At 62.7% G+C, this 23,460-nt stretch carries 18 protein-coding genes; 14 read left to right on the forward strand and 4 right to left on the reverse strand.

All coding sequences use genetic code 11. The features are described from left to right. Positions 1 to 7: 7 nt before the first annotated feature. Positions 8 to 3,934 carry a peptidoglycan-binding protein gene (locus EJ066_RS11290; RefSeq protein ID WP_126037784.1) on the reverse strand — a complete coding sequence of 1,309 codons (3,927 nt, stop codon included), beginning with the start codon at positions 3,932 to 3,934 and terminating at the stop codon, positions 8 to 10. 491 nt (positions 3,935 to 4,425) lie between these two features. Here EJ066_RS11290 and EJ066_RS11295 point away from each other — a divergent pair, with 491 nt between their 5' ends. From EJ066_RS11295 to EJ066_RS11325, 7 genes are all read left to right on the forward strand, one after another. Beyond that, positions 4,426 to 4,887 carry a MerR family DNA-binding transcriptional regulator gene (locus EJ066_RS11295; RefSeq protein ID WP_126043824.1) on the forward strand — a complete coding sequence of 154 codons (462 nt, stop codon included), beginning with the start codon at positions 4,426 to 4,428 and terminating at the stop codon, positions 4,885 to 4,887. A gap of 313 nt (positions 4,888 to 5,200) precedes the next feature. Continuing rightward, complete coding sequence (locus EJ066_RS11300; protein ID WP_126037788.1) at positions 5,201 to 7,000, forward strand: acyl-CoA dehydrogenase; 1,800 nt, start codon at positions 5,201 to 5,203, stop codon at positions 6,998 to 7,000. A gap of 201 nt (positions 7,001 to 7,201) precedes the next feature. Continuing rightward, positions 7,202 to 8,371 (forward strand): acyl-CoA dehydrogenase family protein, encoded by a 1,170-nt coding sequence (locus tag EJ066_RS11305; RefSeq protein ID WP_126037791.1) that lies wholly within the window; start codon positions 7,202 to 7,204, stop codon positions 8,369 to 8,371. A 31-nt stretch (positions 8,372 to 8,402) separates the two neighbouring features. Next, a complete protein-coding gene (locus EJ066_RS11310; RefSeq protein WP_126037794.1) occupies positions 8,403 to 9,611 on the forward strand; it encodes an acetyl-CoA C-acetyltransferase in 1,209 nt (402 codons plus the stop codon). 14 nt (positions 9,612 to 9,625) lie between these two features. Next, the gene (locus EJ066_RS11315) at positions 9,626 to 11,845 is read left to right on the forward strand and encodes a 3-hydroxyacyl-CoA dehydrogenase NAD-binding domain-containing protein (RefSeq protein WP_126037797.1); all 2,220 of its coding nucleotides are present in this window, start codon (positions 9,626 to 9,628) and stop codon (positions 11,843 to 11,845) included. A 97-nt stretch (positions 11,846 to 11,942) separates the two neighbouring features. Continuing rightward, complete coding sequence (locus tag EJ066_RS11320; RefSeq protein WP_126037800.1) at positions 11,943 to 12,593, forward strand: helix-turn-helix transcriptional regulator; 651 nt, start codon at positions 11,943 to 11,945, stop codon at positions 12,591 to 12,593. Between the two features lie 8 nt (positions 12,594 to 12,601). Further along, complete coding sequence (locus EJ066_RS11325) at positions 12,602 to 13,432, forward strand: thermonuclease family protein (RefSeq protein WP_126043825.1); 831 nt, start codon at positions 12,602 to 12,604, stop codon at positions 13,430 to 13,432. Here the strand turns inward: EJ066_RS11325 and EJ066_RS11330 are convergent. Continuing rightward, complete coding sequence (locus EJ066_RS11330; RefSeq protein ID WP_126037804.1) at positions 13,395 to 15,044, reverse strand: lysine--tRNA ligase; 1,650 nt, start codon at positions 15,042 to 15,044, stop codon at positions 13,395 to 13,397. The two genes, EJ066_RS11325 and EJ066_RS11330, sit on opposite strands and share 38 nt — an antisense overlap. A gap of 172 nt (positions 15,045 to 15,216) precedes the next feature. Between EJ066_RS11330 and EJ066_RS11335 the strand changes: the two genes are divergently transcribed. Continuing rightward, complete coding sequence (locus EJ066_RS11335; protein WP_126037807.1) at positions 15,217 to 15,627, forward strand: tellurite resistance TerB family protein; 411 nt, start codon at positions 15,217 to 15,219, stop codon at positions 15,625 to 15,627. A gap of 64 nt (positions 15,628 to 15,691) precedes the next feature. On the opposite strand, the gene EJ066_RS11340 is transcribed toward EJ066_RS11335, so the two are convergent. Next, positions 15,692 to 16,504 carry a transporter substrate-binding domain-containing protein gene (locus tag EJ066_RS11340; protein WP_189644476.1) on the reverse strand — a complete coding sequence of 271 codons (813 nt, stop codon included), beginning with the start codon at positions 16,502 to 16,504 and terminating at the stop codon, positions 15,692 to 15,694. 298 nt (positions 16,505 to 16,802) lie between these two features. Between EJ066_RS11340 and EJ066_RS11345 the strand changes: the two genes are divergently transcribed. The 3 genes from EJ066_RS11345 (at position 16,803) to EJ066_RS11355 (ending at position 19,034) form a co-directional block, all read left to right on the forward strand. Next, positions 16,803 to 17,534, forward strand: coding sequence for a LuxR family transcriptional regulator (locus EJ066_RS11345; protein ID WP_126037813.1), 732 nt, complete (start codon positions 16,803 to 16,805; stop codon positions 17,532 to 17,534). A gap of 97 nt (positions 17,535 to 17,631) precedes the next feature. Further along, positions 17,632 to 18,270, forward strand: coding sequence for an acyl-homoserine-lactone synthase (locus EJ066_RS11350; RefSeq protein WP_126037816.1), 639 nt, complete (start codon positions 17,632 to 17,634; stop codon positions 18,268 to 18,270). Between the two features lie 14 nt (positions 18,271 to 18,284). Continuing rightward, on the forward strand, positions 18,285 to 19,034 hold the full coding sequence (locus EJ066_RS11355) for an enoyl-CoA hydratase-related protein (protein WP_126037819.1): 750 nt from the start codon (positions 18,285 to 18,287) through the stop codon (positions 19,032 to 19,034). A 68-nt stretch (positions 19,035 to 19,102) separates the two neighbouring features. Here EJ066_RS11355 and ppk2 read toward each other — a convergent pair whose 3' ends face one another. After that, positions 19,103 to 20,011: a polyphosphate kinase 2 gene (gene ppk2, locus EJ066_RS11360; RefSeq protein ID WP_126037822.1), complete on the reverse strand. Its 909-nt coding sequence runs from the start codon at positions 20,009 to 20,011 to the stop codon at positions 19,103 to 19,105. A gap of 224 nt (positions 20,012 to 20,235) precedes the next feature. Between ppk2 and EJ066_RS11365 the strand changes: the two genes are divergently transcribed. From EJ066_RS11365 to EJ066_RS11375, 3 genes are all read left to right on the forward strand, one after another. Beyond that, the gene (locus EJ066_RS11365) at positions 20,236 to 21,504 is read left to right on the forward strand and encodes an ATP-binding protein (protein WP_126037824.1); all 1,269 of its coding nucleotides are present in this window, start codon (positions 20,236 to 20,238) and stop codon (positions 21,502 to 21,504) included. 111 nt (positions 21,505 to 21,615) lie between these two features. Next, entirely contained in the window at positions 21,616 to 22,341 is a 726-nt protein-coding gene (phoU, locus tag EJ066_RS11370) for a phosphate signaling complex protein PhoU (protein ID WP_126037827.1), read from the forward strand. Positions 22,342 to 22,451: 110 nt separating this feature from the next. Further along, complete coding sequence (locus tag EJ066_RS11375; RefSeq protein WP_126037830.1) at positions 22,452 to 23,459, forward strand: magnesium and cobalt transport protein CorA; 1,008 nt, start codon at positions 22,452 to 22,454, stop codon at positions 23,457 to 23,459. Position 23,460: the final 1 nt, after the last annotated feature.

Consider the following 23,460-nt stretch of genomic DNA (forward strand, 5'->3'; position numbering starts at 1 on the left):
TCTGCCGTTATTTGCGCGCAAGCAACGCTTTGACCAGTTTTTCGTCGACCGTACCCGTCGCCTTCATGTCGTTGTCGGTCTGGAAAGCCATGATGGCGTTCTTGGTTTTCTGGCCCATTACACCGTCGGCATTGCCGGCCTCATAGCCGTTCTTGTTGAGAATGCGCTGGATGTTCCCAACGGCCTTCTTCATGTCGATGCTGGCGGTCGTTTGCGGCGTGCCGTCCTGCCACGATTCGGGAATGTCGGCCGAATTGGCCGCAGGATCGAGCGGCTTTGCCTTCCACAGTTCGGCGGCGGCGCGTGCGCGTTCGAGCTGCTCGGGCCTGAGCGCATTGGCGATCTCGTCGCGCTTTGCGGCCGCGTCCTTGTCGCCGGTCTTGGCGACGAGGGCGAACCATTTGTAGGATTCCTCGAGATTCTGCTTCATACCGACGCCCTTCGCCGCCAGGATGCCGAGATTGAACTGGCTATCCTTGACGCCGAGATCGGCGGCGGCCTGGAACCAGTGCGCGGCCGATTCATTGTCGGTCACGCCGTCCGCCGCCATGGCAAAGAGCACGGCGAGATTGTGCATGGCGCTGGCGTTGCCCTGCTCCGCGGCGAGCTGGTACCAGGTCTTCGCCTTCTTGACATCGCGCGCGACGCCGATGCCCTTCTCATAGAAATTGCCGATGCGGTATTCCGCCGGTGCAAAGCCGAGCTCGGCGGCCTTCTCATACCATTTGGCGGCCGCAGCCATGTCTTGTTTGACGCTGCGCGATTCAGCGTAGCGCGAGCCGATCTCGAACAACGCCTTGGCGTCGCCGCCGGCCGCTGCCGCACGCAAGGCCGCCGGGCCGGCGTCGGCTGGGATGTCCATCTTGGCAGTTGTCGCTGTCGAAGCATCCGCGGGTATAACCGTGCCGGTCATGTCCGGGGTCGTATCCCGGGCGGCCGCGGTGTTGGCCGGCGCTGCGGCCACTGGGTCGGTATCCGGTTCTCCAGATGCCGAGACTGTTGCGTCCGTCGCCGGATCAGGCGACGCCGTAGAAGCCATGGGCGCAGGAACAGGTTCGGCCTCAGGGCCAGTGCCCATCGGCGTTTTGGCGTCCATCGGTGCGGCGACGACGGTCTGCGCCGGCATGTCGTCCTCGGCTACCGGTTCGGAGGGTTCTGCCTGTCTGACGGCGCGGGCCGGCTCGCTGTTCTGCGCTGCGGTTTGCGTATCCGCCTTCGGCTCGCTGACGACATCGGCCGACGCGGTATCCGCCGGCTGCGTGGCCACAATCGGCGCCGCGTCGTTGCTGGCTATTTCGACGGGGTCGGAGAAAAAGGCCTTGCCCAGCTGCAGGCCGGCGAGCGCCAGCATGACTGCGGCGGCCGCCATCAGGATCGGCTTGCGCCGCGCCTTGAGCAGGTCGCCGATCCTGAGCGCCTTCACCGGGCCGCTCTTCGTCGATTGCCGCTTGAGAATCTCGGCCTCGGCGGCGGCCGCTTGCGCCGCCCGTCTGGCTGCGGCGATGAAGTCGGATTTTGATGCATCGGCATCGCCGGCCCTGACGGGCGGCCCGCGTTCGTCGCGCACGCGTTTCATGATGGCGTTGAGGTCGGGTGGGCCGGAGCCGGGCTCCAGCGGCCGGTTGGCAAGCTTCGGATCCAGCGGCTCGTCGAGATCGGCACTCGGTATCTCGACATCAGGCGCCAAGCCGGCAAGCGGCGGAACGTCCGCCTCCTTCTTGCCCTTGAAGGCGCGCGCCAGTCCGCCGAGCATCGACTTCCGGCCGCCGCTCTGCTCGCTTCTCTCTGGTGACGTGTCGGAGCCAAGCGCCGCCATCGCCGCGGCCGCAGCGGCTTCGGCCGGCGTGCGCGGGCTTGGTTCATTGCGCATGATGGCAGCGGCACGGCTGTCGAGGTCGGCCATGTCTCCCGTCAGCGGCAGTGGCTGGTCGATATCCATGGACGGCGCGTTCCGAACGGCGATCTTTGACGATCGCGCGCCGCGCCAGCTGTCCGGCGCGGCCGGTTGCGCATTCAGAAGTTCGCTCACCACGTCGGTCGGCTCGCTGGTTTCCAGCGATCCCAGTCGGTCGACGATCTTGAGCAGCGTGTCGTGGATGGCCTCGAAAGTCCTCGAATTGCGCTCGTCGGAACGGCGCGTCAGTGCTTCCAGCGTCTTCAGATCCTGGGCGAGGCCGGAAACGGCCGCCGTGTTGGCGCTGGAGTCGGCCAGCGAACGGACGGCGCTCTCGGCTGCCTCTCGCGCCGCGCTGAGGATGGAATCGCGGGTTCCAGCCAGTGATTTCTCGATCTCATTTAGACGCGGGCTGATGTCCTCGAACTCCGGCAGTGGCGTGCCGGGTTTCGAAAGATGCGCCGACAGACCCGCGACCTGCGCTTCCAGGCTGCGGATCAGGGCCGGGTCGATGCCGGCGACTTGAGCCGCGGACGAATCCAGTCGGTTTGAAATGTCCTCGAGCCGGCTTTCCAGGCCACGGATCGCCGCTTCGCCCGCGGGATCTGGAACATGCACTTCCATGCGCTTGGCCAGCGCGCTGAAACGGGCGTCGATCGCGTCCATGATGCCGGAGCCGTCGAACTGCGGCATGCGCTGGTCCAGTCTGTCGGCGACTTCGTCCAGCCGGCGCTCGAGATCGCGAAACAGCATGTTGCCCTGTTCGATCGCGTCGCCCTGGCGGCGCTCCAGCATGCCGGACAGTATGTCGAAACGCTGTTCCAGCCCCTGGAAAATATAGTCTGCATCCGGCATGGCAGGTGCCCTGTCGATCTTGTCGGCAATAAGCGCGATCTGCTTGTCGAGCCGCTCCATCGCCTGCACAGGCAGATTGGCCCGGCCGGCAAGATCGTCGACCCGGCTCGACAGCATGTTGAGGCGATCGATGACCTCGCCGCTCGGAGGAACCTGCGTGACTTCCTCGATCTGTTGGGCAAGCGAGGCGATCCGCTTTTCGATGCGCTCGAAGGGTTCCGGGTCGAACGAATTGGCCTGCGCGACGACGGTCGAGGCGACAATGGCGCGGGAAATCTCGTCCAGCCGCTCGTCGATCATGCCGAATGTACCGCTGCCGCGATTGTCCTGCTGATTGGCGAAATGATCGACGGCGCTGGCAAGCGTGCGGACCTTGTCTTCGAGTGAACGCAGCGACAGCGATTCCGGCAGATTGTTGACGGCATTGCTGATCTGTTCGAGCCGGTCGGTCAGCATCGAAAGGCCGGGCGCGTCCGACCGCTTGCGCTGATCAGCATCGACGCGGTCCTCGAAAGCGGTCCAGCGGCGGTCGAAATCGTCCCAGCGACGGCCGACCGCCTGCACGCTCTCCTCGCGCGCCAGCGTATCGAGCGCTGCCTTGACCTGCTCCAGTTCGAGCCGAAGCATGTTGACGCTTCTGTCGTCGCTCTTTTCGGCCAGAGTCTGGATGGCGCCGGAAAGCCGCTCGAACTCGACGCCGAGTTCGGCGCTGCCTTTGCTGCCGCCCGACTGGCCGCCCGGCTGAGCGCTTGCCTGGAAGGCCCGCTCGATGTCCCTGCGCAGCGCTTCGAATTCGCGCTGCAGGCCGGCGGTCATCTGGTGGCGCAGTTCCTCGCGCAGACCGCGCAATTCGCCGGCGATCTTGCCGACCACGGCGACGCCGTCTTCCTGGCCGCGCACGCGGTCGATGTCGCGGGCGATCGCCTGATAGTTCTGGTCGAAGGCAGCCGGCGCCGGGCTTTTCGGCGGCCGCGCGGGGAGCGGATCCTCATAGGGCCGGGCGCTGGCATAGCGCGGATCCGCGCCCGGCCGGCGCGGATCGGGACGCTCGCTTATGTCCTCGCGCGTGCGCTCCAGCCGCTGCTCCAGTGTTTCCAGGGAACGGTTGAGCTGTTCAAGCGTGGTGTGTGACCTGCGCTGCCTGCCGGCGTTGAGTGTATCGAGATAGGACCGCTTGCTGTTCATCGATGCGCCCGTTTCAGAATTACTGGGTCCGTCTATTGCTGGTTTATGACCAGTTTCCCAAAGTCCTGCCGGAAACGAAGGCGGCCGCGCGGCTTTGCTGCGGTGGAAGACGAACTTCCCGGGGTTCACCCGCGCTCCGAAAAACCGTGAAAAATTCGCTACAGGATAAACACGGGTAACCGACATGCGCACATTTCGCCCAACGTGGTAAACAACGCGTTAACCAAACTTAAGAAGTTGCAACTTGTTGGCGGACCACCTAAACGCCGCCGGGTCATGCGCTGGCGGATGCGGCAAAAAGTTCCTCCAGCACAACGCCCTTGCTTCGTGAGGCGGCTATCGGTATAGAATTGACGTAAACGTAAAAGGTGCACAGACGTGCCGTTTGCGATTTTGTTTGTTGAAACCACGACTGGGAGCACGCCCCTGCTTCCACTCAGGCGACGCAAGGTCCGGGACCGCGACGCCACCAGACGGGGAAGCCAGTGACCATGAAACTTGTTTCGCCCGGCGAAGCCGCGGCCAATACCAATGATATGTCTGATAAAGCCGGAGAGGATCTTGTCCGCATCGGCGAGATGGCCAAGAAATACGGAGTAACGCTGCGCACGCTGCGTTTCTACGAGGACAAGGGCCTTCTCAATCCGCAACGCGACGGCTCGACCCGTCTCTACACGCGCCGCGACAAGGCGAGGCTGAAGCTGATCCTGCTCGGCCGCAAGGTCGGATTCTCGCTGCGCGACGTCAAGCAGATGATGGACCTGTACGACCCGACCGGCTCCAACACCAAGCAGTTGCGGCTGGCGCTCGACAAGTCGGAGAAGCAGCTTGCCCGCCTGCAGAAGCAGCGGGCGCTGATCGAAGACGCCATCAACGAGTTGAGCAACTCGATGGCGGCGGTGCGCCAGATGCTGGTCGAGCGTTCGGCGCCGCAGGCCAGCGCCGCCGGATAATTCGGCCTCGCCGGCTTCCGGTGAACGGCCTTCTGACGAATGAGAGCCGCGTGGCTTTGCCGCGCGGCTCTTTGCGTTGTCTTCCGGCTGCGTCGGGGAAGAAGCTATTTCAATCTGTTCCGCACCGGCTTCAAGGGCGTTGCGCCGCTACGTTCCCGGGCGAGGTGCCGGGAAAATTTGTCGCATCAAAAAATTGACGTTTACGCAAACGTCAATTTTTGCTATCCCGACCTGAACATTGGTCCGCATGCTGTCTCCACATCATTTTTGGGGGCTTGATTTCGGAGCCAAGTCCGCATGGTGGAGGAAAAGCATGCCGATCTATAGGGCGCCGGTCCAGGACACGCTGTTCGTGCTGAACGAGGTGCTGGGCTACCAGCGCTATTCCAATCTTCCGGGCTTTTCCGATGCGACGCCGGACGTGGTCGAGGCCATCCTCGCCGAGGGCGCCAAGCTCGCCGAAAATGTCATGCAGCCGCTGAACCGCGTCGGCGACATGGAAGGCTGCGTGCGCCATGACGACGGTTCGGTGACGACGCCGAAAGGCTTCAAGGAAGCCTTCGACCAGTATCGCGAGGGCGGCTGGATGGGGCTGGCCGCACCCGTCGAATATGGCGGGCAGGGCCTGCCCTACACGGTGCACACCGCGGTTTCCGAATATATGGTGTCGGCCAACATGTCGCTGATGATGTATCCCGGCCTGACGCAGGGCGCGATCGCGGCGATCATCACCCACGGTACCGACGAGCAGAAGGCGACCTGGCTGCCGAAGCTGGTCGAGGGCATCTGGACCGGCACCATGAATCTGACCGAGCCGCATTGCGGCACCGATCTCGGCCTGCTGCGCACCAAGGCGGTTCCGAACGGTGACGGAACCTACAAGATCTCTGGCCAGAAGATATTCATCTCGGCCGGCGAGCACGACATGTCGGACAACATCGTCCATCTCGTGCTCGCCCGCATCGAGGGCGCGCCGGAAGGCGTGAAGGGCATTTCGCTGTTCATCGTGCCCAAACTCAAGCTTGATGCCGAGGGCAGTCCGGGCGACAAGAATACCGTCTCCTGCGGCTCGATCGAGGAGAAGATGGGCATCCATGGCAATTCGACCTGCGTCATGAACTATGACGAGGCTGAAGGGACGTTGCTCGGCGAGGCCAATGGCGGGCTGAAGGCGATGTTCACGATGATGAATGAGGCCCGGCTCGGCGTCGGCCTGCAGGGGCTTTCGCTCTCCGAAGTCGCCTACCAGAACGCGGTCTCCTATGCCAAGGACCGCCTGCAGGGCCGCTCGCTATCCGGGCCGAAGGCGCCGGACAAGAAGGCCGACCCGATCATCGTCCACCCGGACATTCGCCGCGGCCTGATGACCATGAAGGCCTTTAACGAGGCCGGTCGCGCGCTGGCGCTATGGACGGCGATCAAGTCCGATATTGCCCACCGCGCCGCCAGTGGCGACAAGGACCGCCAGGCCGCCGACGACTACACCGGCCTGATGACGCCGGTCGTGAAGGGCGTGCTCACCGACAAGGGTTTCGACCACGCCGTGATGGCGCAGCAAGTGTTCGGCGGCCATGGCTATATCGAAGAGCATGGCATGAGCCAGTTCGTGCGCGATGCCCGCATCGCCATGATCTATGAAGGTGCCAACGGCATCCAGGCGCTCGATCTCGTCGGCCGCAAGCTGGCCTTGAATGGCGGCCGCGCCGTGCAGGCCTTCTTCAAGGAGGTCGGCGAGTTCTGCGAGGAGAATCGCGCCGATGAGAAGATGGCGCCCTTCACCAAGGCGCTGAAGAAGGGCCTCAACGATCTGCAGGCGGCGACGACGTGGCTGATGCAGAACGCCATGGCCAAGCCCGACAACGCCGGTGCCGCCTCGACCGACTATATGCATCTCTTCGGCCTGGTGGCCCTGGGCTACATGTGGGCGCAGATGGCCAAGGCGGCTGGCGCGAAGCTTGCGAATGGCGCCAATGGGTCTTCGGCTTTCTACGACAGCAAGCTGGTGACGGCGCGCTTCTTCATGGAACGGATCATGCCGGAGACGTCGGCGCATCTTGCCCGCATTTCCAGCGGCGCCGATACATTGATGGCACTGCCGGCGGAAGCGTTCTAGGTTCGACGTTCCCCTTGAGGGGAGGGGCATAGCGGCAGTGCGCCGGCGTCCGCTCCACTGATGTGCCCTGGCAGGAGGATCATCATATGGCGCAGGTTATAAAAGATAAGGTCGAGCACGTCATCGGCGACCCGCCCGGCCGCTTCGCGGCCACCCTCCCCTCGAGGGGGAGGAGAACGTCGACGCCAGGGAAGGAATAACATGACCAGCCCAGCTGAAATCCTTGGCCTCCCCAAGCCCGCCTGGGCGGCGGATGAGGTCGGCATGCTCTACGACATGGCGCACCGTTTCATGTCGGAGGAGATCGCGCCGCGCTACGACGAGTTCGAGAAGAACGAGATGGTCGACCGCGAGAGCTGGCTGAAGGCAGGCGCGGCCGGCCTGCTCTGCGCCTCGATGCCGGAGGAATATGGCGGTTCGGGCGGGACATTCGCGCATGAGAGCGCCATCATCGAGGCAATCGGCCATGTCGGCGTCGACGGTTTCGGCATCGGCCTGCACAATTCGATCGTTGCCCCATACATCCTCCACTACGGCTCCGAAGAGCAGAAGAAGAGATGGCTGCCGAAACTGGCGACCGGCGAGCTGATCGGCGCCATCGCCATGACCGAGCCCGGCGCGGGCTCCGACCTGCAGGGCGTCAAGACGCGAGCCGAGAAGGATGGCAACCAATACAAGGTCAACGGCTCGAAGACCTTCATCACCAACGGCCAGCTCGCCAACTTCATCATCGTCGTCACCAAGACCGATCCGGAGAAGGGCGCCAAGGGCACGTCGCTGATTGTCGTCGAAACCGACGAGGTGGAAGGGTTCGAGCGCGGCCGCAACCTCGACAAGATCGGTTTGAAGGCCAACGACACGTCGGAACTGTTCTTCAACGATATGCGCGTGCCGACCTCCAATCTGCTCGGCCACGAGGAAGGCCAGGGCTTCGTCCAGCTGATGCAGCAATTGCCGCAGGAGCGGCTGCAGATCGGCACCGGCGCCATCGCCATGGTCGAGCGGGCGCTGGCGCTGACCATCGACTACGTCAAGGGGCGCAAGGCCTTCGGTAAGGCGATCATCGATTTCCAGAACACCCAGTTCAAGCTCGCCGAACTGAAGACCGAGGCGACCATCGGCCGCGTCTTCTACAATGACTGCGTCGCCCGCCATATCAATGGCGGTCTCGACCCGGTGACGGCCTCGATGGCCAAATACTGGCTGTCCGACCTGCAGGGAAAAGTCGTCGACGAATGCCTTCAATTGCATGGCGGCTATGGCTACATGAATGAATACCCGATCGCCCGCATGTTCCGCGACGCCCGCGTCCAGCGCATCTACGGCGGCACCAACGAGATCATGAAATTGCTGATTGGGCGCTCTCTTTGAGCGGCACTCAGCAAACCCAAGGAGCAGAAAAATGGCCGAAGCTTATGTCTACGACGCCGTGCGCACGCCGCGCGGCAAGGGCAAGAAGGATGGCTCGCTGCACGAGGTGCCGGCGGTGCGGCTCGGCGCCAAGGTGCTCCAGGCGATCCGCGACCGCAACGGGCTGGACACCGGCACCGTCGACGACATCATCTTCGGCTGCGTCGATCCGGTCGGCGAGGCGGGGTCTGTCATTCCGCGCGCCGCCGCCTTCGAGGCCGGCTATGCGACTTCGGCGCCCGGCATGCAGATCTCGCGTTTCTGCGCCTCGGGACTGGACGCCATCAATTTCGGTGCAGCCAAGATCGCGCAAGGCGCCGACGAGATCGTCATCGCCGGCGGTGTCGAATCGATGTCGCGCGTCGGCATGGGCGCATCCGGCGGCGCCTGGTTCATGGACCCCTCGGTCGGCCTGCCGGGCTGGTTCGTGCCGCAAGGCATCTCGGCCGACCTGATCGCCACGAAATACGGCTTTTCGCGCGACGACGTCGACGCCTATGCGGTCGAAAGCCAGAAGCGCGCCGCCAAAGCCTGGGGCGAAGGCCGCTTCAAGAATTCGGTGATCTCGATCAAGGACCAGAACGGCCTGACCATCCTCGATCATGACGAGCACATGCGGCCTTCGACCGATATGCAGTCGCTGGCGGCACTCAACCCGTCTTTCATCATGCCTGGCGAAATGGGCGGCTTCGATGCCGTCGCGGTGCAGAAGCATCCCGAGGTGGAGGAGGTCAACCACGTCCATCACGCCGGCAATTCTTCGGGCATCGTCGACGGCGCGGCCGCCGTCCTGCTCGGCTCGAAGAAAGCAGGAAAGACGCTCGGCCTGAAGTCACGTGCACGTATCCGTGCATTCGCCAACATCGGCTCGGAGCCGGTGCTGATGCTGACCGGTCCGGTCGACGTGACCGAGAAGCTGTTGAAGCGCGCTAGGATGAAACTGTCGGACATCGACCTGTTCGAGCTCAACGAGGCTTTCGCCTCGGTGGTGCTGCGCTACATGCAGGCGTTCGACATTCCGCACGACAGGATCAACGTCAATGGCGGCGCCATCGCCATGGGCCATCCGCTCGGCGCCACCGGCGCGATGATCTTCGGAACGGTGCTGGACGAACTGGAGCGCCGCGACCTGAACACCGCGCTGGTGACGCTCTGCATCGGCGCCGGCATGGGCACCGCCACCATTATCGAACGCGTCTGACGGGGATAGAAAAGATGAACTACACCAATTTCACCCTCGACATCGACGCGGACGGCATCGCGCTGATCACCTGGGATATGCCGGATCGCTCGATGAACGTCTTCACCGAAGAGGCGATGCTGGAACTGAACGCCATCGTCGACAAGGTGGCGAGCGAAGCGGCTATCAAGGGCGCGGTCATTACCTCCGGCAAGGATACGTTCTCCGGCGGCGCCGATATCACCATGCTGCAGAAGATGCTGACGACCTTCGCCGCCGAAAAGGGCAAGGACGTCGAAAAGGCGACCAAGGCGCTGTTCGACAATGCCGGGTACATGACCGGCCTGTTCCGCAAGCTGGAAACCTCGGGCAAGCCATGGATTTCGGCGATCAACGGCACTTGCATGGGCGGCGCGTTCGAGCTGTCGCTCGCTTGCCATGGCCGTGTCGCGGCCGATTCCGACAAAGTCAGGATGGCGCTTCCCGAAGTGAAGATCGGCATCTTCCCAGGCGCCGGCGGCACCCAGCGCGTGCCGCGGCTGACCGACCAGCAGCAGGCGCTGCAGATGCTGACCTCCGGCCAGACATTGTCGCCGCAGAAGGCCAAGTCGATGGGCCTGATCCACGAGATCGCGGAGCCGCGGAAGCTGGTCGAGACCGCCAAGGCCATGATCAAAAATGGCTTGAAACCGGTGGCGCCGTGGGACGAAAAGGGCTTCAAATTGCCCGGCGGCCCTATCTATTCGGTGGCCGGCGCCAATCTCTGGCCGCCGGCCATCGCCATCCTGCGCCGCGAGACCTACGGCAACTATCCTGCCGCCGCCGCCATCCTGAAATGCGTCTATGAAGGCTTGCTGGTGCCGTTCGACACCGCCTTGCGCATTGAGCAGCGTTATTTCACCGAGATCATGCAGACCCGGGAAGCGGCGGCGATGATCCGCTCGCTGTTCGTGTCGCTGCAGGAACTGAACAAGGGCGCGCGCCGCCCGGCCGGCGTGCCGGAAACCAAATTCAGGAAGATCGGCGTGCTCGGCGCCGGCTTCATGGGCGCCGGCATCGCCTATGCCACGGCCAAGGCCGGCATACCGGTGGTTCTGCTCGATCGCGACATGGATGCCGCCGCCAAGGGCAAGGCGCATTCGGACAGCCTGATCTCGGATCAGGTCAGGAAGGGCCGCGCCAAGCCAGAGGACAAGGACAGGCTGCTGTCGCTGATCACGCCGACAGCGGACTATGCCGACCTCGCAGGCTGCGACCTGGTGGTCGAGGCGGTGTTCGAGGATTCGGGCGTCAAGAAGAGCGCCACCGAACAGGCGGAAGCCGTGCTGAAGCCGTCGGCGATCTTCGCCTCCAACACCTCCACCATCCCGATCACAGCTTTGGCCAAGAATTCGGCGCGGGCGAAGAATTTCATCGGCATCCACTTCTTCTCGCCGGTCGACAAGATGATGCTGGTTGAGATCATCCTCGGCAAGAAGACCGGCGACAAGGCGCTGGCTACCGCGATCGACTTCGTCCGTGCCATCAAGAAGACGCCGATCGTCGTCAACGATACGCGCGGCTTCTATGTCAACCGCTGCGTGCTGCGCTACATGTCGGAAGCCTACAAGATGCTGATCGAGGGCGTCCCGGCGCCGATGATCGAGAATGCGGCGAAGGCCGCCGGCATGCCGGTCGGTCCGCTGGCGCTGACCGACGAAACGGCGATCGACCTTGCCCAGAAGATCATGAAGCAGACCATCAGGGATATCGGCGAAAAGGCGGTCGACCCGAAGCAGATGGCGCTGATCAACACGCTGGTCGACACGCATGGTCGCTTCGGCCGCAAGAACGGCAAGGGTTTTTACGACTATCCGCAAAAGCCTGCCAAGAAGAAGCTGTGGCCGGGCCTGAAGGATCTCTATCCGCAGCTTGCGCCGGAGAAGGTCGACTATGACGAACTGAAGCAGCGGCTTCTGGTCACCATCGCATTGGAGGCGGCGCGGGTGATGGAGGAAGGCATCGTCACCGATCCGCGCGAGGCCGATGTCGGCTCGATCCTCGCCTTCGGCTTTGCGCCCTTTACCGGCGGCGCGCTGTCTTACATCGACGGCATCGGCGCGAAGAAATTCATCAAGATTGCCAAGGTCCTGCAGAAAAAATATGGCGCCGAGTTCAAGGCGCCCAAGCTGCTGCTAGACATGGCGGAGAAGGGCGAGACCTTCTACCAGCGCTTCGATCCTTACGCGAAGGGCGAGGTAAAGAAGGCAGCCTGACGCAACCCGATCTATGTCTGGCGCGGCCGATGGACAAATCAGTGATCGAGGACTAGAAAGAGGAAGGTATTTTTTCCTGTTTGAAGGAGAGCAAAAAGTGCTCTCGCATGACCGCGTATGGGCCGCCATCGACGCTCTCGCCGAGCGCTATTCGCTTTCGGCCTCCGGGCTGGCAAGGCGCGCGGGGCTTGATTCGACCGCCTTCAACAAGTCGAAGCGACTGTCCTCGGACGGGCGGCCGCGCTGGCCGTCGACCGAATCGCTGGCCAAGATCATCGAGGCGACAGGCGCCTCGCTCGACGAATTCACGGGGCTGGTCGAAGGCCGGGGCAAGCTCGCCCCTGGATACCTGCCCGCGCAGAGGTCTTCGGTGCCGCTGCTCGGCTTCGCCCAGGCCGGCGCCGGCGGCTTCTTCGACGATGCCGGCTTTCCGGCAGGGCAGGGCTGGGACCTGGTCGAGCTTCCGGCGCGAGCGACCGAGACCTCCTACGCGCTGCAGGTCCAGGGCGATTCTATGCTGCCGCTCTACCGCAACGGCGACGTGCTGATCGTCGAGCCGGGCGCTGCCACCCGTAAGGGCGACCGGGTCGTCGTCAAAACCAATGCCGGCGAGGTGATGGCCAAGGTTCTGGACCGTCAGACGGCGAGCTCGATCGTGCTGATCTCGCTCAATCCCGACCATCCGGACCGCGACATCCCCATGCGTGATGTCGAATGGGTGGCGCGAATTGTCTGGGCAAGCCAGTAGGGCCGCCGGTGCGTCCGCTTCATGCAGCCGCCGCGGTATTGACGATCCTGGCGATCGCGGCCGCGATCGTCGTCGGTGGCCGCGCCCTGCCCCATGGCGAAAATGACCGCGTCGCAGCGTTGGCGCAGGCCGGCATGGCGGCGCAATCCGAAGCGTCCGCCACCGCCGCGATCCCACGCCCCGAGGCGGCAACGCCGGAGGCGCATTCCAGGGCCGTCGATCCCGAGGTCGTCGCGCCGCCGCAGCTTCAGGCCGAAGAGCTTGAACGGGTCGAGCCGCGCGCGCCGCTGAGTGACCTGGCGCTGGCTGCACCGCCCAGGCCGCCCAAAACGAAAATGCCCGACGACTGGAACGGGACAAAACTGTTCCAGCCTGTTGCGCTGGCCGCAGGGGTGATCGAGGCCAACGGCTACTCGGTCGCGGTTTCGGGTATCGACATCGTCGGGCAGGACGAGACTTGCACCGACGACGGCAAGTCGTGGACGTGCGGTACCCGGGCGCGAACGGCATTCCGTGCCTTCCTGCGCGGCCGGGCGGTGGTCTGCACGGTGCCGCCCGAGGGCGGTCGCGACCTGATCGCCGCCGAATGCCGGGTTGGCAACCAGGATGTCGGCCAGTGGCTGATCGAAAACGGCTGGGCGCGTGCCGCCAACGGCGGCCCTTACGTCGAGGCCGGTGAGAAGGCGCGTACGGCGCGGAAGGGGATTTTCGGGCCGGCGCCCAGTCTCTCCGGCCTGCCTCCGGCACCAGCCCCTGTCGCGGCCACATCGCAGCCGATTCTCGATCCGTCGGAGACGACGGCTACGCCGCCAGCTGACCAGCCAGCGCCTTCTGAATGAGGGCGCGGGTTTCTGCAATGCCATAGAGCACCGCGAAGGACCCGAAGCGCGGGCCGCGCTCCTGTCCGATCAGCACCTGGTAGATCATCTGGAAGAAGGCGACCGAAACGCCCGGCCCGCCTTCCGGGCTCTGCTTCGAATGGTCCTGATAGCGCTCGATCTTGCGCGCGACGTTGAGAGCGGCATTCTGGATCGCCTCGCCATCGGCGTCTGGCGGCAATGCGGCGAGCGCTTCGGAGAGCTTCGTCAGCGCCTCGCGCTCGATCGCGTCGGCAGCCCGGTACACCTTGGCCGGCTTCACGAAATCGTCGAAATAGCGGATCGCATATTCGGTCAGCCGATCGAGCTCGGGGTGGGTCGTCGGCGTCACGCCCGATGTATGGCGCGAAATGAACCCCCACAGCACATCCCTGTTCTGGGCGTTCGAGGCGCTGACCAGATTGAGCAGCAGCCCGAACGACACCGGCAGGTCGACGACGGGCGGATTGCCGTCATGCATGTGCCAGACGGGATTTCCCAGCCGCTCCTTCCACTCCTGCCGGCGATAGCCGGACAGAAAGGCGTAATACTCGTCCACCGCCTTCGGAATGACGTCGAAATAGAGCTTCTTGGCCTGCCGCGGCCGCTGGTACATGTAGAGCCCGAGGCTTTCGGTCGGCGCATAGGTGAGCCACTCGTCTATGGTCAGCCCGTTGCCCTTCGACTTCGAAATCTTCTGGCCGTTCTCGTCCAGGAACAGCTCATAGACGAAATGCTCCGGCGCCCGCCCGCCCAGGATGTTGCAGATACGGTCGTAGATCACCGCATTCGTGTGGTGGTCCTTGCCGAACATTTCGAAATCAACGCCGAGCGCCGCCCAACGCATGCCGAAATCCGGCTTCCATTGCAGCTTCACCTTGCCGCCAGTCACGGAAAGCGTTGTCTCGGTACCGTCATCATCGAAGGTGATGGTGCCGGCCTTGGCGTCGACATGCTTCATGGGTACGTAAAGCACGCGCCCGCTTTTGGGGGAAATCGGCAGGAACGGGCTGTAGGTCGCCTGACGCTCTTCGCCGAGCGTCGGCAGCATCACGTCCATAATCTTGTCGAAACGTTCGGCGGCGCGCAGCAGAACTTCGTCGAAACGGCCAGCCTTGTAGTATTCCGTCGCGCTGGCGAACTCGTAGTCGAAGCCGAACGTGTCAAGGAAGCGGCAAAGCATCGCGTTGTTGTGGTCTGCGAAGCTCGCATAGTCGCCGCCGAAAGGATTGGGAACGGATGAGAGTGGCTTGTGCAGGTGCGGCTCGAGTGCGGCGCGATCGGGGACGTTGTCTGGAATCTTGCGCATGCCGTCCATGTCGTCGGAAAAGCACAAGATCTTGGTCTTGACCATGTCCCCGGTGAGGACGCGGAAGGCGTGACGCACCATCGAGGTGCGTGCGACCTCGCCGAAAGTGCCGATGTGCGGCAGCCCCGACGGACCATAGCCGGTCTCAAACAGCACGGTCTCGGGAAAGTCGGTGCCCTTGTAGCGCTCAACGATCTTCCTGGCTTCCTCGAACGGCCAGGCTTTGCTTTCGGCCGCTGCCGCAAGCACCTCGGGATTGAGATCGATGATGTTTGATCCCGTCATGTCACTGTTTTCCAAATCATTCGCCGGCGTCGCCGCAAGAAAGGGGGCCGGAAGAGGTTTTTTCAACCGGTCTCTAGGCGTGCCTGACCGTAGCGTCAACGATCGCAGCACTTTTTCCTTGCGGCACAGATACCGCGTTCCTACGTTCGGAAGCCGTTTCGAGGAGTTGTGAATGCCATTGTCACCGCATGAAGCCCTGATCTATCTGATGGTCATCACCTCGGCGTCCGACCGCGACATGACCGATGTCGAACTGGCGCGGATTGGTGACGTCGTCCGCACGTGGCCGGTGTTCGAGGATTTTAACGACGACCGAGTGGTCGGCGTCGCCCAGGACTGCCAGAAGACGCTGCATGAAAAGGACGGGCTGGAAGGTGTCTTGACGCGCGTCGCCGAGGCGCTGCCTGAGCGGCTCCACGACACCGCCTATGCCGCCGCTTTCGAGGTTGCGGCTATCGACCTCGAAATGCGGATGGAGGAGGTGCGGGTGCTGCAGCTCATCCGCCGCCAGCTCGATCTCGACGCGCTGACCGTCGCCGCGATCGGCCGCGCCGCCAAGGCTCGCCTTCGCACGCTGACTTGATCCAGGCCCTGAAGGATCAGAAAAAACCGACCGGACCGGATCAGAAAAAACTGACCGGACCGGATCAGAAAAAACTGACCGGGAAATAGCGCAGATAGAATTCGGTGAAGATGCCTTTCACCGAAATCTCCTGCAGCGCATAGTCGAATGCCGCGGCCAGCGCTGGATCGTCGGCCCTGGTGGCGATGGCCATGCCCGAGCCCAGATATTCGGGCGCCAGATAGGGGCCGCCGGCAAAGCGGCAGCAGGCTGCGGCATCCGAACCACCCAGCCAGAAGGCGAAGCGCATGCCGTCGCCGAAGGCGGCGTCGACCTTGCCGGCCTTGAGGTCATCGTAGAGCGCTTCCGGCCGGTCGAAGGGGATGACCTGAACGGCGCCGAAATAATCGCGCAGCATCCGCTCATGCGCGGAGCCGGCGACCACGCCGATGCGCTTGCCGCGCAGTCTGTCGAAGATCGGTTCCGTGAGCGCCTTTGTCTTCGGCATGATGAAGCGCGCCGGAAACTGCAGGTAGGAGCGTGAGAAGGCATATTTCGACCGCGACTCCTGTGTGGCAGCGATGCCGGCAATAATCGCTTCGCCTTCGCCCTTCTGCAACGCCCCTTCGAGCTCGGCCCAGGGCAGCGCCTGGATCTGGCATTTTGCCGCGATGCCGAGTTCGGCACAGATCGCGCGCGCCAGATCGACATGGAATCCGGATAACCTGCCTGCCTCGTCGAGGAAATTGAACGGTGGGAAATCGGTGGTGGTCAGGAATCTCAGACGCGGCAGCGCGGCAAGATCAGGCTTCGGCAGCCGCTCCTTGGCGTCCCACAGCAACGGCACTTGCGGCTCCGCGGCGAGCGCAACGCCGGAGAGCGACTGTACTCCCGTCATTACCAGCGCCAAGACGATGGATATCCACCGAATTGCCAAGATCAAGCTCCGTCCTGTTCCGTCGAGATTGGCTTTTGGTACGAAAATGACATAGGCACAACGGTTTTTGATTTCATCACGTCGATTTAGGGATATGGTTAGTCGGAGCTTGCAAATGACTGAGCGGGGCTGGCTGGAGGGGCAGCCGACGGGCACTGCAAACACGGAGGCAGATTTGCAATCCAGGTCGACGGTAAAGTGCAGGTCAGCACTGGACCGTTGAACTCAATGCGGAAGGCAACATGGGGTTGATGTTGCGATGAGTCAGTTCGATCGCACTCTGGAATTCATAGACCAGCTGCAGCACGCCAACACGGCAGCCGCGGTCTGCGAGAAACTGCTTGGCGTCACGTCGAGTTTCGGCCTGACGGCACTGATGGCGGGAACTGTCCCGCAACCAGGCACGCCGCAAGGCCAGCAAAAGGACCATGTGCTGCTTTGCGACTGGCCAGGAGAATGGCTGGAGCGCTATGTGGCGCGCAACTATGTCGACCATGACCCCGTCGTCAGCCACATGAAGCAGCTGCAGGCGCCGTTCCAGTGGCGGGAAGCGTCTCAGGGCATTCGCGTCGACAAGAGCAGCGGCGAGGTGATGGGCGACGCTAGCGAATTCAAACTGCGCGACGGCATGGCCTTCCCGTTGGTCACGCTCGATGGTCAGATCGTCATGGTGTCGCTGGGTGGCGAGGCTGTGGAACTGTCGGAAGCCGAGTTCGGGCAGGTGTCGCTGGTATCGACCTACGCGATCGGCCGCGCCATGCAGCTCCATACGATGGCGGACAAGACCATCGATCACATCGAGTTGACGCCACGCGAGCGCGAATGCCTGCAATGGGCCGCCGTCGGCAAGTCCGAATGGGAGATTTCGCAAATCCTCGGCATCTCGGAACACACGTCCGAGAAACACCTTCTTAACGCCAAAGGCAAACTCGGTGCCGTCAACCGGGTTCAAGCAGTCGCGGAAGCGATAAGGCGCGGCTATATTAGCTAGCTCGGCCGCGCCGGCCTAGAAATTCTTGCCTACGTGATCACGTAATTTTCTCGGGAAAGCCCGGCCGTATCTTCCTCTTGAACCCAGGAGACGGCTAATGCTTTTTTCCCTTACCACACAGGAATTGATGGAACGTCCCGACCTTTGGGAGGCCGTTCATCGTTTGCGCTACAAGATCTTCGTCGAGGAGATGGGGTGGAGCGATCTGCAGCGCCCCGATGGCCTCGAGATCGATCAGTTCGATCACGATGAGGCGGTACATCAGATCGTCATCCGCAACGGCGAACTCGCCGGCTATCAGAGGATGTTGCCGACAACGCGGCCGCATCTTCTGACCGAAGTGCTGGCGGACCTCTTTGAAGGGACGCCGCCCTCCGGGCCGAACGTCTGGGAACTGACCCGCTATGCCGTGGCGCCGGGCTTTCGTGACGGCAAGCGCGGCGTATCGACGGTCGGCACAGAGCTCATTGCCGGTTTCGTCGAGTGGGGGCTGAGCCGGAACGTCAATCAGGTGATTATCGAGTTCGAGCCGATGTGGGTCCTGCGGGCACTGCAGTTGCACTTCCTGGCGAAGCCGCTTGGCTACCAGCGCACTTATGGCAACCAGCAGGTCGTCGCCACGCTGCTCACCTTCAACGAGCACACATTGCAGGTGGTGCGTTCGCGTCGCAACTATTTCGCTTCGGTTCTGGCCAGGGGATATCCCGACAGGCTCGGACTGAGGCGGGCCTCGTGAGATTGGAGGCAGTCATGAACGTCCATACGCAAACAGAATTCCGCAACCATACGCTGATCGTCACGGTTTCGTCCGATGACGGCCGGCCGGTGCTGGACAGGCGGGCCTATGAAAGCCTGGCCAAGACCTTCCATGAAGCCGCCGTAGACGACGACGTACGCGTCGTGGTGCTGCGCGGCCTCGCCGGCTGCTTCTGCCTCGGCGGCGACTTTTCCGAGTTCCTCGATGCAACCAAGCATCAACGACTGATTGCCGCCGTCACCGACATGTTCCGCACGCTGGCGACGTTTCCAAAACCGGTCCTTGCCTGTGTCGATGGCGACGCGGTCGGTGTCGGCTGCACCATCCTGTTCCATTGCGACATGGTGATCGCATCTCATGAAAGCACGTTCCGGGTGCCGTTCGTCGATTTCGGCCTGGTGCCGGACGCGGCGACCAGCATCCTGGCGCCGCAGAAACTCGGTTATGCCGGCGCTTTCCGCTTCTTCTGCCTGGGCGACACGCTCAGTGCCGAGGACGCCAGGATGCTTGGACTGGTCACGGAGATCATTGTGGAGGGCAGTGTCGAGGAAGCGGCACTTGGCAGAGCCAGGCAACTGGCCAAGAAGCCGGCCGCCGCACTGCTGCAGACGCGCGACCTGCTCAAGGGCGACACAGGCGCGCTCTGCGATCGCATCGACCAGGAGATTTCGCTGTTTCAGCAGGCCTTGCAGGACGACACCACGCTGCGGCGGCTGCAGCGGATTGCCCGGCTGGCGGCATGAGAAGTCATCCGGAAGGATGACAGCATCCGCAATCGTGCCGCGCGTCCCTTCCGGCGCGCGGCAGTGCTTCAGGCCCGTGTTCCCAGGAACGAAGGCCCTTCCCCGATGATCTTCTTGTCTTCCTTGCCGATGACGTCGAGATCGCGGCCCTCATAGGGAAGCGACAACAGGATGCGCTGTATGACGGCCAGCCGCGCGCGCCGCTTGTCGTTGGCCCGCACGATAGTCCAGGGCGCGCACTCCTTGTGCGTGCGCTCGATCATGAGATCGCGAGCCTTGGTGTAGTCGTCCCATTTCGTGATGCCTGCAATGTCGATCGGCGAGAATTTCCAGCTCTTCAATGGGCTGTGACGGCGATCGTGAAATCGTTCGAGCTGCGTTTCCTGGCCGATGTTCAGCCAGAACTTGAAGAAATGGATGCCCTCGTTGCAGATCATCCGTTCGAAATACGGCGTCTCGTCCAGGAATTTCTCGTGCTGTTCGGGCGTGCAGAAACCCATGACCGGCTCGACGCCGGCGCGATTGTACCAGGAGCGGTCGAAAGTGACGAACTCGCCGGATGTCGGAAAGTGCGCGACATAGCGCTGGAAATACCATTGTCCTGTCTCAGTCGGTGTCGGCTTGGTCAGCGCCACGTTGCGCGCCGTCCGAGGGTTCATGTACTGGCGCAGCACGAAGATCGTGCCGCCCTTGCCGGCGGCATCACGTCCTTCGAACAGCGACATTACCCGCTCGCCCGTCGACTGCAGCCACGCCTGCGCCTTGACCAGTTCGATCTGCAGCCGCTCGAGCGTCTCGTCATACTCGTCGCTTTTCATTTTCTTGTCGTAGGGGTAGCCGCCGGCGGTCAGCTTGTTCTTGTCGACCCAGTCCGGAAGCTTGGGATCCTCGATGTCGAAGGTGAACTCCTTGCCGTCGATCCGGACCTTCAGCGGACCTGCAACGGGCGCGGCGGCATTTTCCCTAGGGTTTTTCATCGAGACGAACCTTTCCAGCTCTAGGACTCATGCTATTGGGAGCCTTACTGCATCGGCCCGAAAATCGGAATCGATTTTCGGAAAGCACGATGCAGCAGATTGAAAGTGGTAGAGCGTCCTTTGTGCGCCCAATTGGACGTACGGCGCTCTGGCGCCGGTCCAGCGGGAAGTTTCCAACAGGCCGGCCGACTGAGGGCGGAGGCGCGGCGCGCGAATGGTTGACAATGGCTGACATGGGCGCAGGACAGCGAAGCACGGTGCAAGCCGTCGCCATCCGGCTGTGGAACAGCCGCTGGCTGCTGGCGGCCGCCATCGTCGCGGTCCTGATGGTCTATGTTTTCGCAGATATGTCCGGCTATGTGGTGCTCCTGGCATGTGCCGTGCTGCTGCTTGCCGCCGCGATGCCGCCAGCCGGCGTTGCGCGCCAATCGGCCGACGATGCCGCGGCGATCGAGGCGGACGGGCTGCAACACCTGTCTGGAGAATATCTGGCGGCGGCCGTTGCCGATCCGCTGATCATCTTCGATCGCACCGCCACGCTCGTCCATGCCAACGCCGCCGCCTTCGCCGCCTTCGGCGGCATCGCGCCGGGCATGTCGCTGTCGCTGAAATTCCGTGCGCCCGAAATGCAGGCCTTGCTGGACAGTATTTTGTCGGGGGCAGCCGCTTCGGATGTCGTCGACTATACTGAAAAGCTGCCGGTCGAGCGGGCCTATCGGGTGAGTGCGTCTTCGGTCGGCCACGGCACCGACCTCTATGTGCTGGTCTTCAAGGACCAGAGCGAGGCGCGCCGGATCGACCGGATGCGCGCCGATTTCATCGCCAATGCCAGCCATGAACTGCGCACCCCGCTCGCTTCGATCTCCGGCTTCATCGAGACGCTGCGCGGCCCGGCCCGAAACGACCCGGGGGCGCGCGAGCAGTTCCTGCAGATCATGCAGAACCAGACCGGCCGCATGGCACGCCTGATCGATGACCTGCTGTCGCTGTCGCGGCTGGAGATGAAGCCCTACCTGAAGCCGGGAACCAAGGTCGATCTCCGCCAGATCCTCGACAGCGTAATCGATTCGCTCGGACCTCTTGCCAGGGAGAACGGCGTCGCCATCGAGCGCGATTTCGCGGAAGGACCGCTCGACGTGCCCGGGGATCGCGACGAGCTTTTCCAGGTTTTCGAGAATCTGCTGGAAAACGCCTGCAAATATGGACAGTCGGGTGGACGTGTCATGGTGACGATTACCCACAGCGACGACGGTCCCGAACCGGGCATCGACGTTACCATCCGGGACTTCGGCCCCGGCATTCCCGAGGAACACATCCCGCGCATCACCGAACGCTTCTACCGCATCGATGTCGAAAACAGCCGGACCCAGAAAGGCACTGGCCTTGGCTTGTCGATCGTCAAGCATATCCTGACGCGCCACAACGCCAGGCTCTCGATCAAGTCGGAGGTCGGCAAGGGGGCAGCTTTCACGGTTCATTTGCCGGCGCACTGACGCCGCACTATCTATTAACCGGCTTTTTCTTTTTTCTGTCATCCGGCTAGCGTATCAGCGGGGATTCGAGGAGACGACTCAGGATCAAAAGACCCCGGGGAAGGCATTTCCATGCAATCCGTGCACATCGTCAGCGCCTATGACGAGGAGTTGAAGTATCTGTCTAAGCGCATCGCAGCGATGGGCGGGCATGCCGAACGCATGGTCGAACAAGCGATCGCGGCCCTGGTCAACGCCGACCCCGGCCTTGCCCAGAAGGTCATCCGTGACGATCTCGTTCTGGACGAGGGGCAGCGCGAGATCGATGACAAGGCAATCGTCATCATCGCCAAGCGCCAGCCGATGGCGACGGATCTGCGCGAGATCGTCGGCGCGATCCGCATCTCGGCGGATCTCGAACGGGTCGGCGACCTCGGCAAGAATGTCGCCAAGCGCGTGGTTGCCGTCATAGAAGGGCGCCAGCCGACCAGCCTGTTCCGCGGCATCGAGGCCCTGGCCGACCTGGCGTTGACGCAGCTTAAGGAAGTCCTCGACGTCTACGCGTCGCGCTCGGTGGAAAAGATCGGCTTCGTACGTGATCGCGACGACCAGATCGACGCCGTGTACACCTCGCTGTTTCGCGAGTTGCTGACCTACATGATGGAAGATCCGCGCAACATCACGCCTTGCACGCACCTGCTGTTTTGCGCCAAGAACATCGAGCGGATCGGTGACCACGCCACCAACATCGCCGAGACGATCTACTACATCGTCACCGGCGACCAGATGCCGGCCGAGCGGCCGAAGGGCGACAAGACTGACAAGATTGTTGTCCCTGGAGCGCTACCCGCGAAGTAGTCCGGGTTCATCTCGCTCTGCCCCTCGAACGCTTCATGAAATTGCGCTAAACTATCCGGACGTTAAGCTTCTCAATTCCTCGATGAAGGCCATGCTTTCAGGAGGCTGCGATGGAATATGTTCGGGCGTTCAAGCCCGCGCCGCCGACGTCCAGCATCATCGCTTCCAGCGTCTACACGGCCGGCCGGCGTATCGCCGACATTCCGATCGAGGAGGCTGGCGAATGGGCCAAGAAGCCAGGCCATGTCGTCTGGATCGGCCTGCTGGAGCCCGACCGCAACCTGTTGCTTCGCGTTCAGGCGCAATTCAACCTGCACGATCTGGCGATCGAGGATGCCGAGCATCCGCATCAGCGGCCTAAGATCGAGCAATATGGCGACGCCTTGTTCATCGTTGCCCGCACGGCTCAACTGATCGATGGTCGTGTCACCTTCGGCGAGACCCATCTGTTCGTCGGTGCCGGCTACATCGTCAGCGTCAGGCACGGCCCATCGACTTCTTATGCCGCCGTCCGTCAGCACTGGGAAAGCTGCCCGCATTCGCTGGCCAAGGGCGAGGATTTCGTCCTCTATGCCATTCTCGATTTCATCGTCGACAACTACATGCCGGTGCTCGAGCAGATCGAGGATGAGGTCGAGGCGATCGAGGACAAGATTCTGCTGAAGCCGATGACCGGCTCCGATATAGAACGGCTTTACATGCTGCGCCGCGATCTCTTACGCCTGCGCAATGCAGCGCTGCCGCTGGTGGAAGTCTGCCGCCGGCTGACCAGCGCCGACCTGCCGCAGATCCATACAGCCATGCACCCGCTGTTCCGCGACGTCACCGACCACATCCGCACTGTCCAGGAAAAGATCGACAGCTTGCGGGAGGTTCTCGCCTTTGCCTTCGAGGCGAGCCTTCTGGTTGGCCAGAGCCAGGAAACGGCGATCACCAAGAAGCTCGCCTCATGGGCTGCCATCCTGGCGGTGCCAACGGCGCTCGCCGGCATCTACGGTATGAATTTCAGCGACATGCCGGAGCTGAGGATGGAATATGGCTATCCGATCGTACTGGCGGCGATTATTTTGGTCTGCACGTTTCTCTACTGGCGCTTCCGCAGGAGCGGCTGGCTGTGAA

Origin of the sequence: Mesorhizobium sp. M9A.F.Ca.ET.002.03.1.2, assembly GCF_003952365.1 — a bacterium.
Taxonomy (GTDB): Bacteria; Pseudomonadota; Alphaproteobacteria; order Rhizobiales; family Rhizobiaceae; genus Mesorhizobium.

What these genes read in the sequence shown, in the direction of transcription:
- EJ066_RS11340 (WP_189644476.1), bottom strand. Translation starts at nt 16,504, where the DNA reads ATGACGGGAGTACAGTCGCTCTCCGGCGTTGCGCTCGCCGCGGAGCCG.
- EJ066_RS11350 (WP_126037816.1), top strand. Translation starts at nt 17,632, where the DNA reads ATGCTTTTTTCCCTTACCACACAGGAATTGATGGAACGTCCCGACCTT.
- EJ066_RS11365 (WP_126037824.1), top strand. Translation starts at nt 20,236, where the DNA reads ATGGCTGACATGGGCGCAGGACAGCGAAGCACGGTGCAAGCCGTCGCC.
- EJ066_RS11375 (WP_126037830.1), top strand. Translation starts at nt 22,452, where the DNA reads ATGGAATATGTTCGGGCGTTCAAGCCCGCGCCGCCGACGTCCAGCATC.
- EJ066_RS11335 (WP_126037807.1), top strand. Translation starts at nt 15,217, where the DNA reads ATGCCATTGTCACCGCATGAAGCCCTGATCTATCTGATGGTCATCACC.
- EJ066_RS11315 (WP_126037797.1), top strand. Translation starts at nt 9,626, where the DNA reads ATGAACTACACCAATTTCACCCTCGACATCGACGCGGACGGCATCGCG.
- phoU (WP_126037827.1), top strand. Translation starts at nt 21,616, where the DNA reads ATGCAATCCGTGCACATCGTCAGCGCCTATGACGAGGAGTTGAAGTAT.
- EJ066_RS11345 (WP_126037813.1), top strand. Translation starts at nt 16,803, where the DNA reads ATGAGTCAGTTCGATCGCACTCTGGAATTCATAGACCAGCTGCAGCAC.
- EJ066_RS11310 (WP_126037794.1), top strand. Translation starts at nt 8,403, where the DNA reads ATGGCCGAAGCTTATGTCTACGACGCCGTGCGCACGCCGCGCGGCAAG.
- EJ066_RS11300 (WP_126037788.1), top strand. Translation starts at nt 5,201, where the DNA reads ATGCCGATCTATAGGGCGCCGGTCCAGGACACGCTGTTCGTGCTGAAC.
- EJ066_RS11330 (WP_126037804.1), bottom strand. Translation starts at nt 15,044, where the DNA reads ATGACGGGATCAAACATCATCGATCTCAATCCCGAGGTGCTTGCGGCA.
- ppk2 (WP_126037822.1), bottom strand. Translation starts at nt 20,011, where the DNA reads ATGAAAAACCCTAGGGAAAATGCCGCCGCGCCCGTTGCAGGTCCGCTG.
- EJ066_RS11295 (WP_126043824.1), top strand. Translation starts at nt 4,426, where the DNA reads ATGAAACTTGTTTCGCCCGGCGAAGCCGCGGCCAATACCAATGATATG.
- EJ066_RS11290 (WP_126037784.1), bottom strand. Translation starts at nt 3,934, where the DNA reads ATGAACAGCAAGCGGTCCTATCTCGATACACTCAACGCCGGCAGGCAG.
- EJ066_RS11355 (WP_126037819.1), top strand. Translation starts at nt 18,285, where the DNA reads ATGAACGTCCATACGCAAACAGAATTCCGCAACCATACGCTGATCGTC.
- EJ066_RS11305 (WP_126037791.1), top strand. Translation starts at nt 7,202, where the DNA reads ATGACCAGCCCAGCTGAAATCCTTGGCCTCCCCAAGCCCGCCTGGGCG.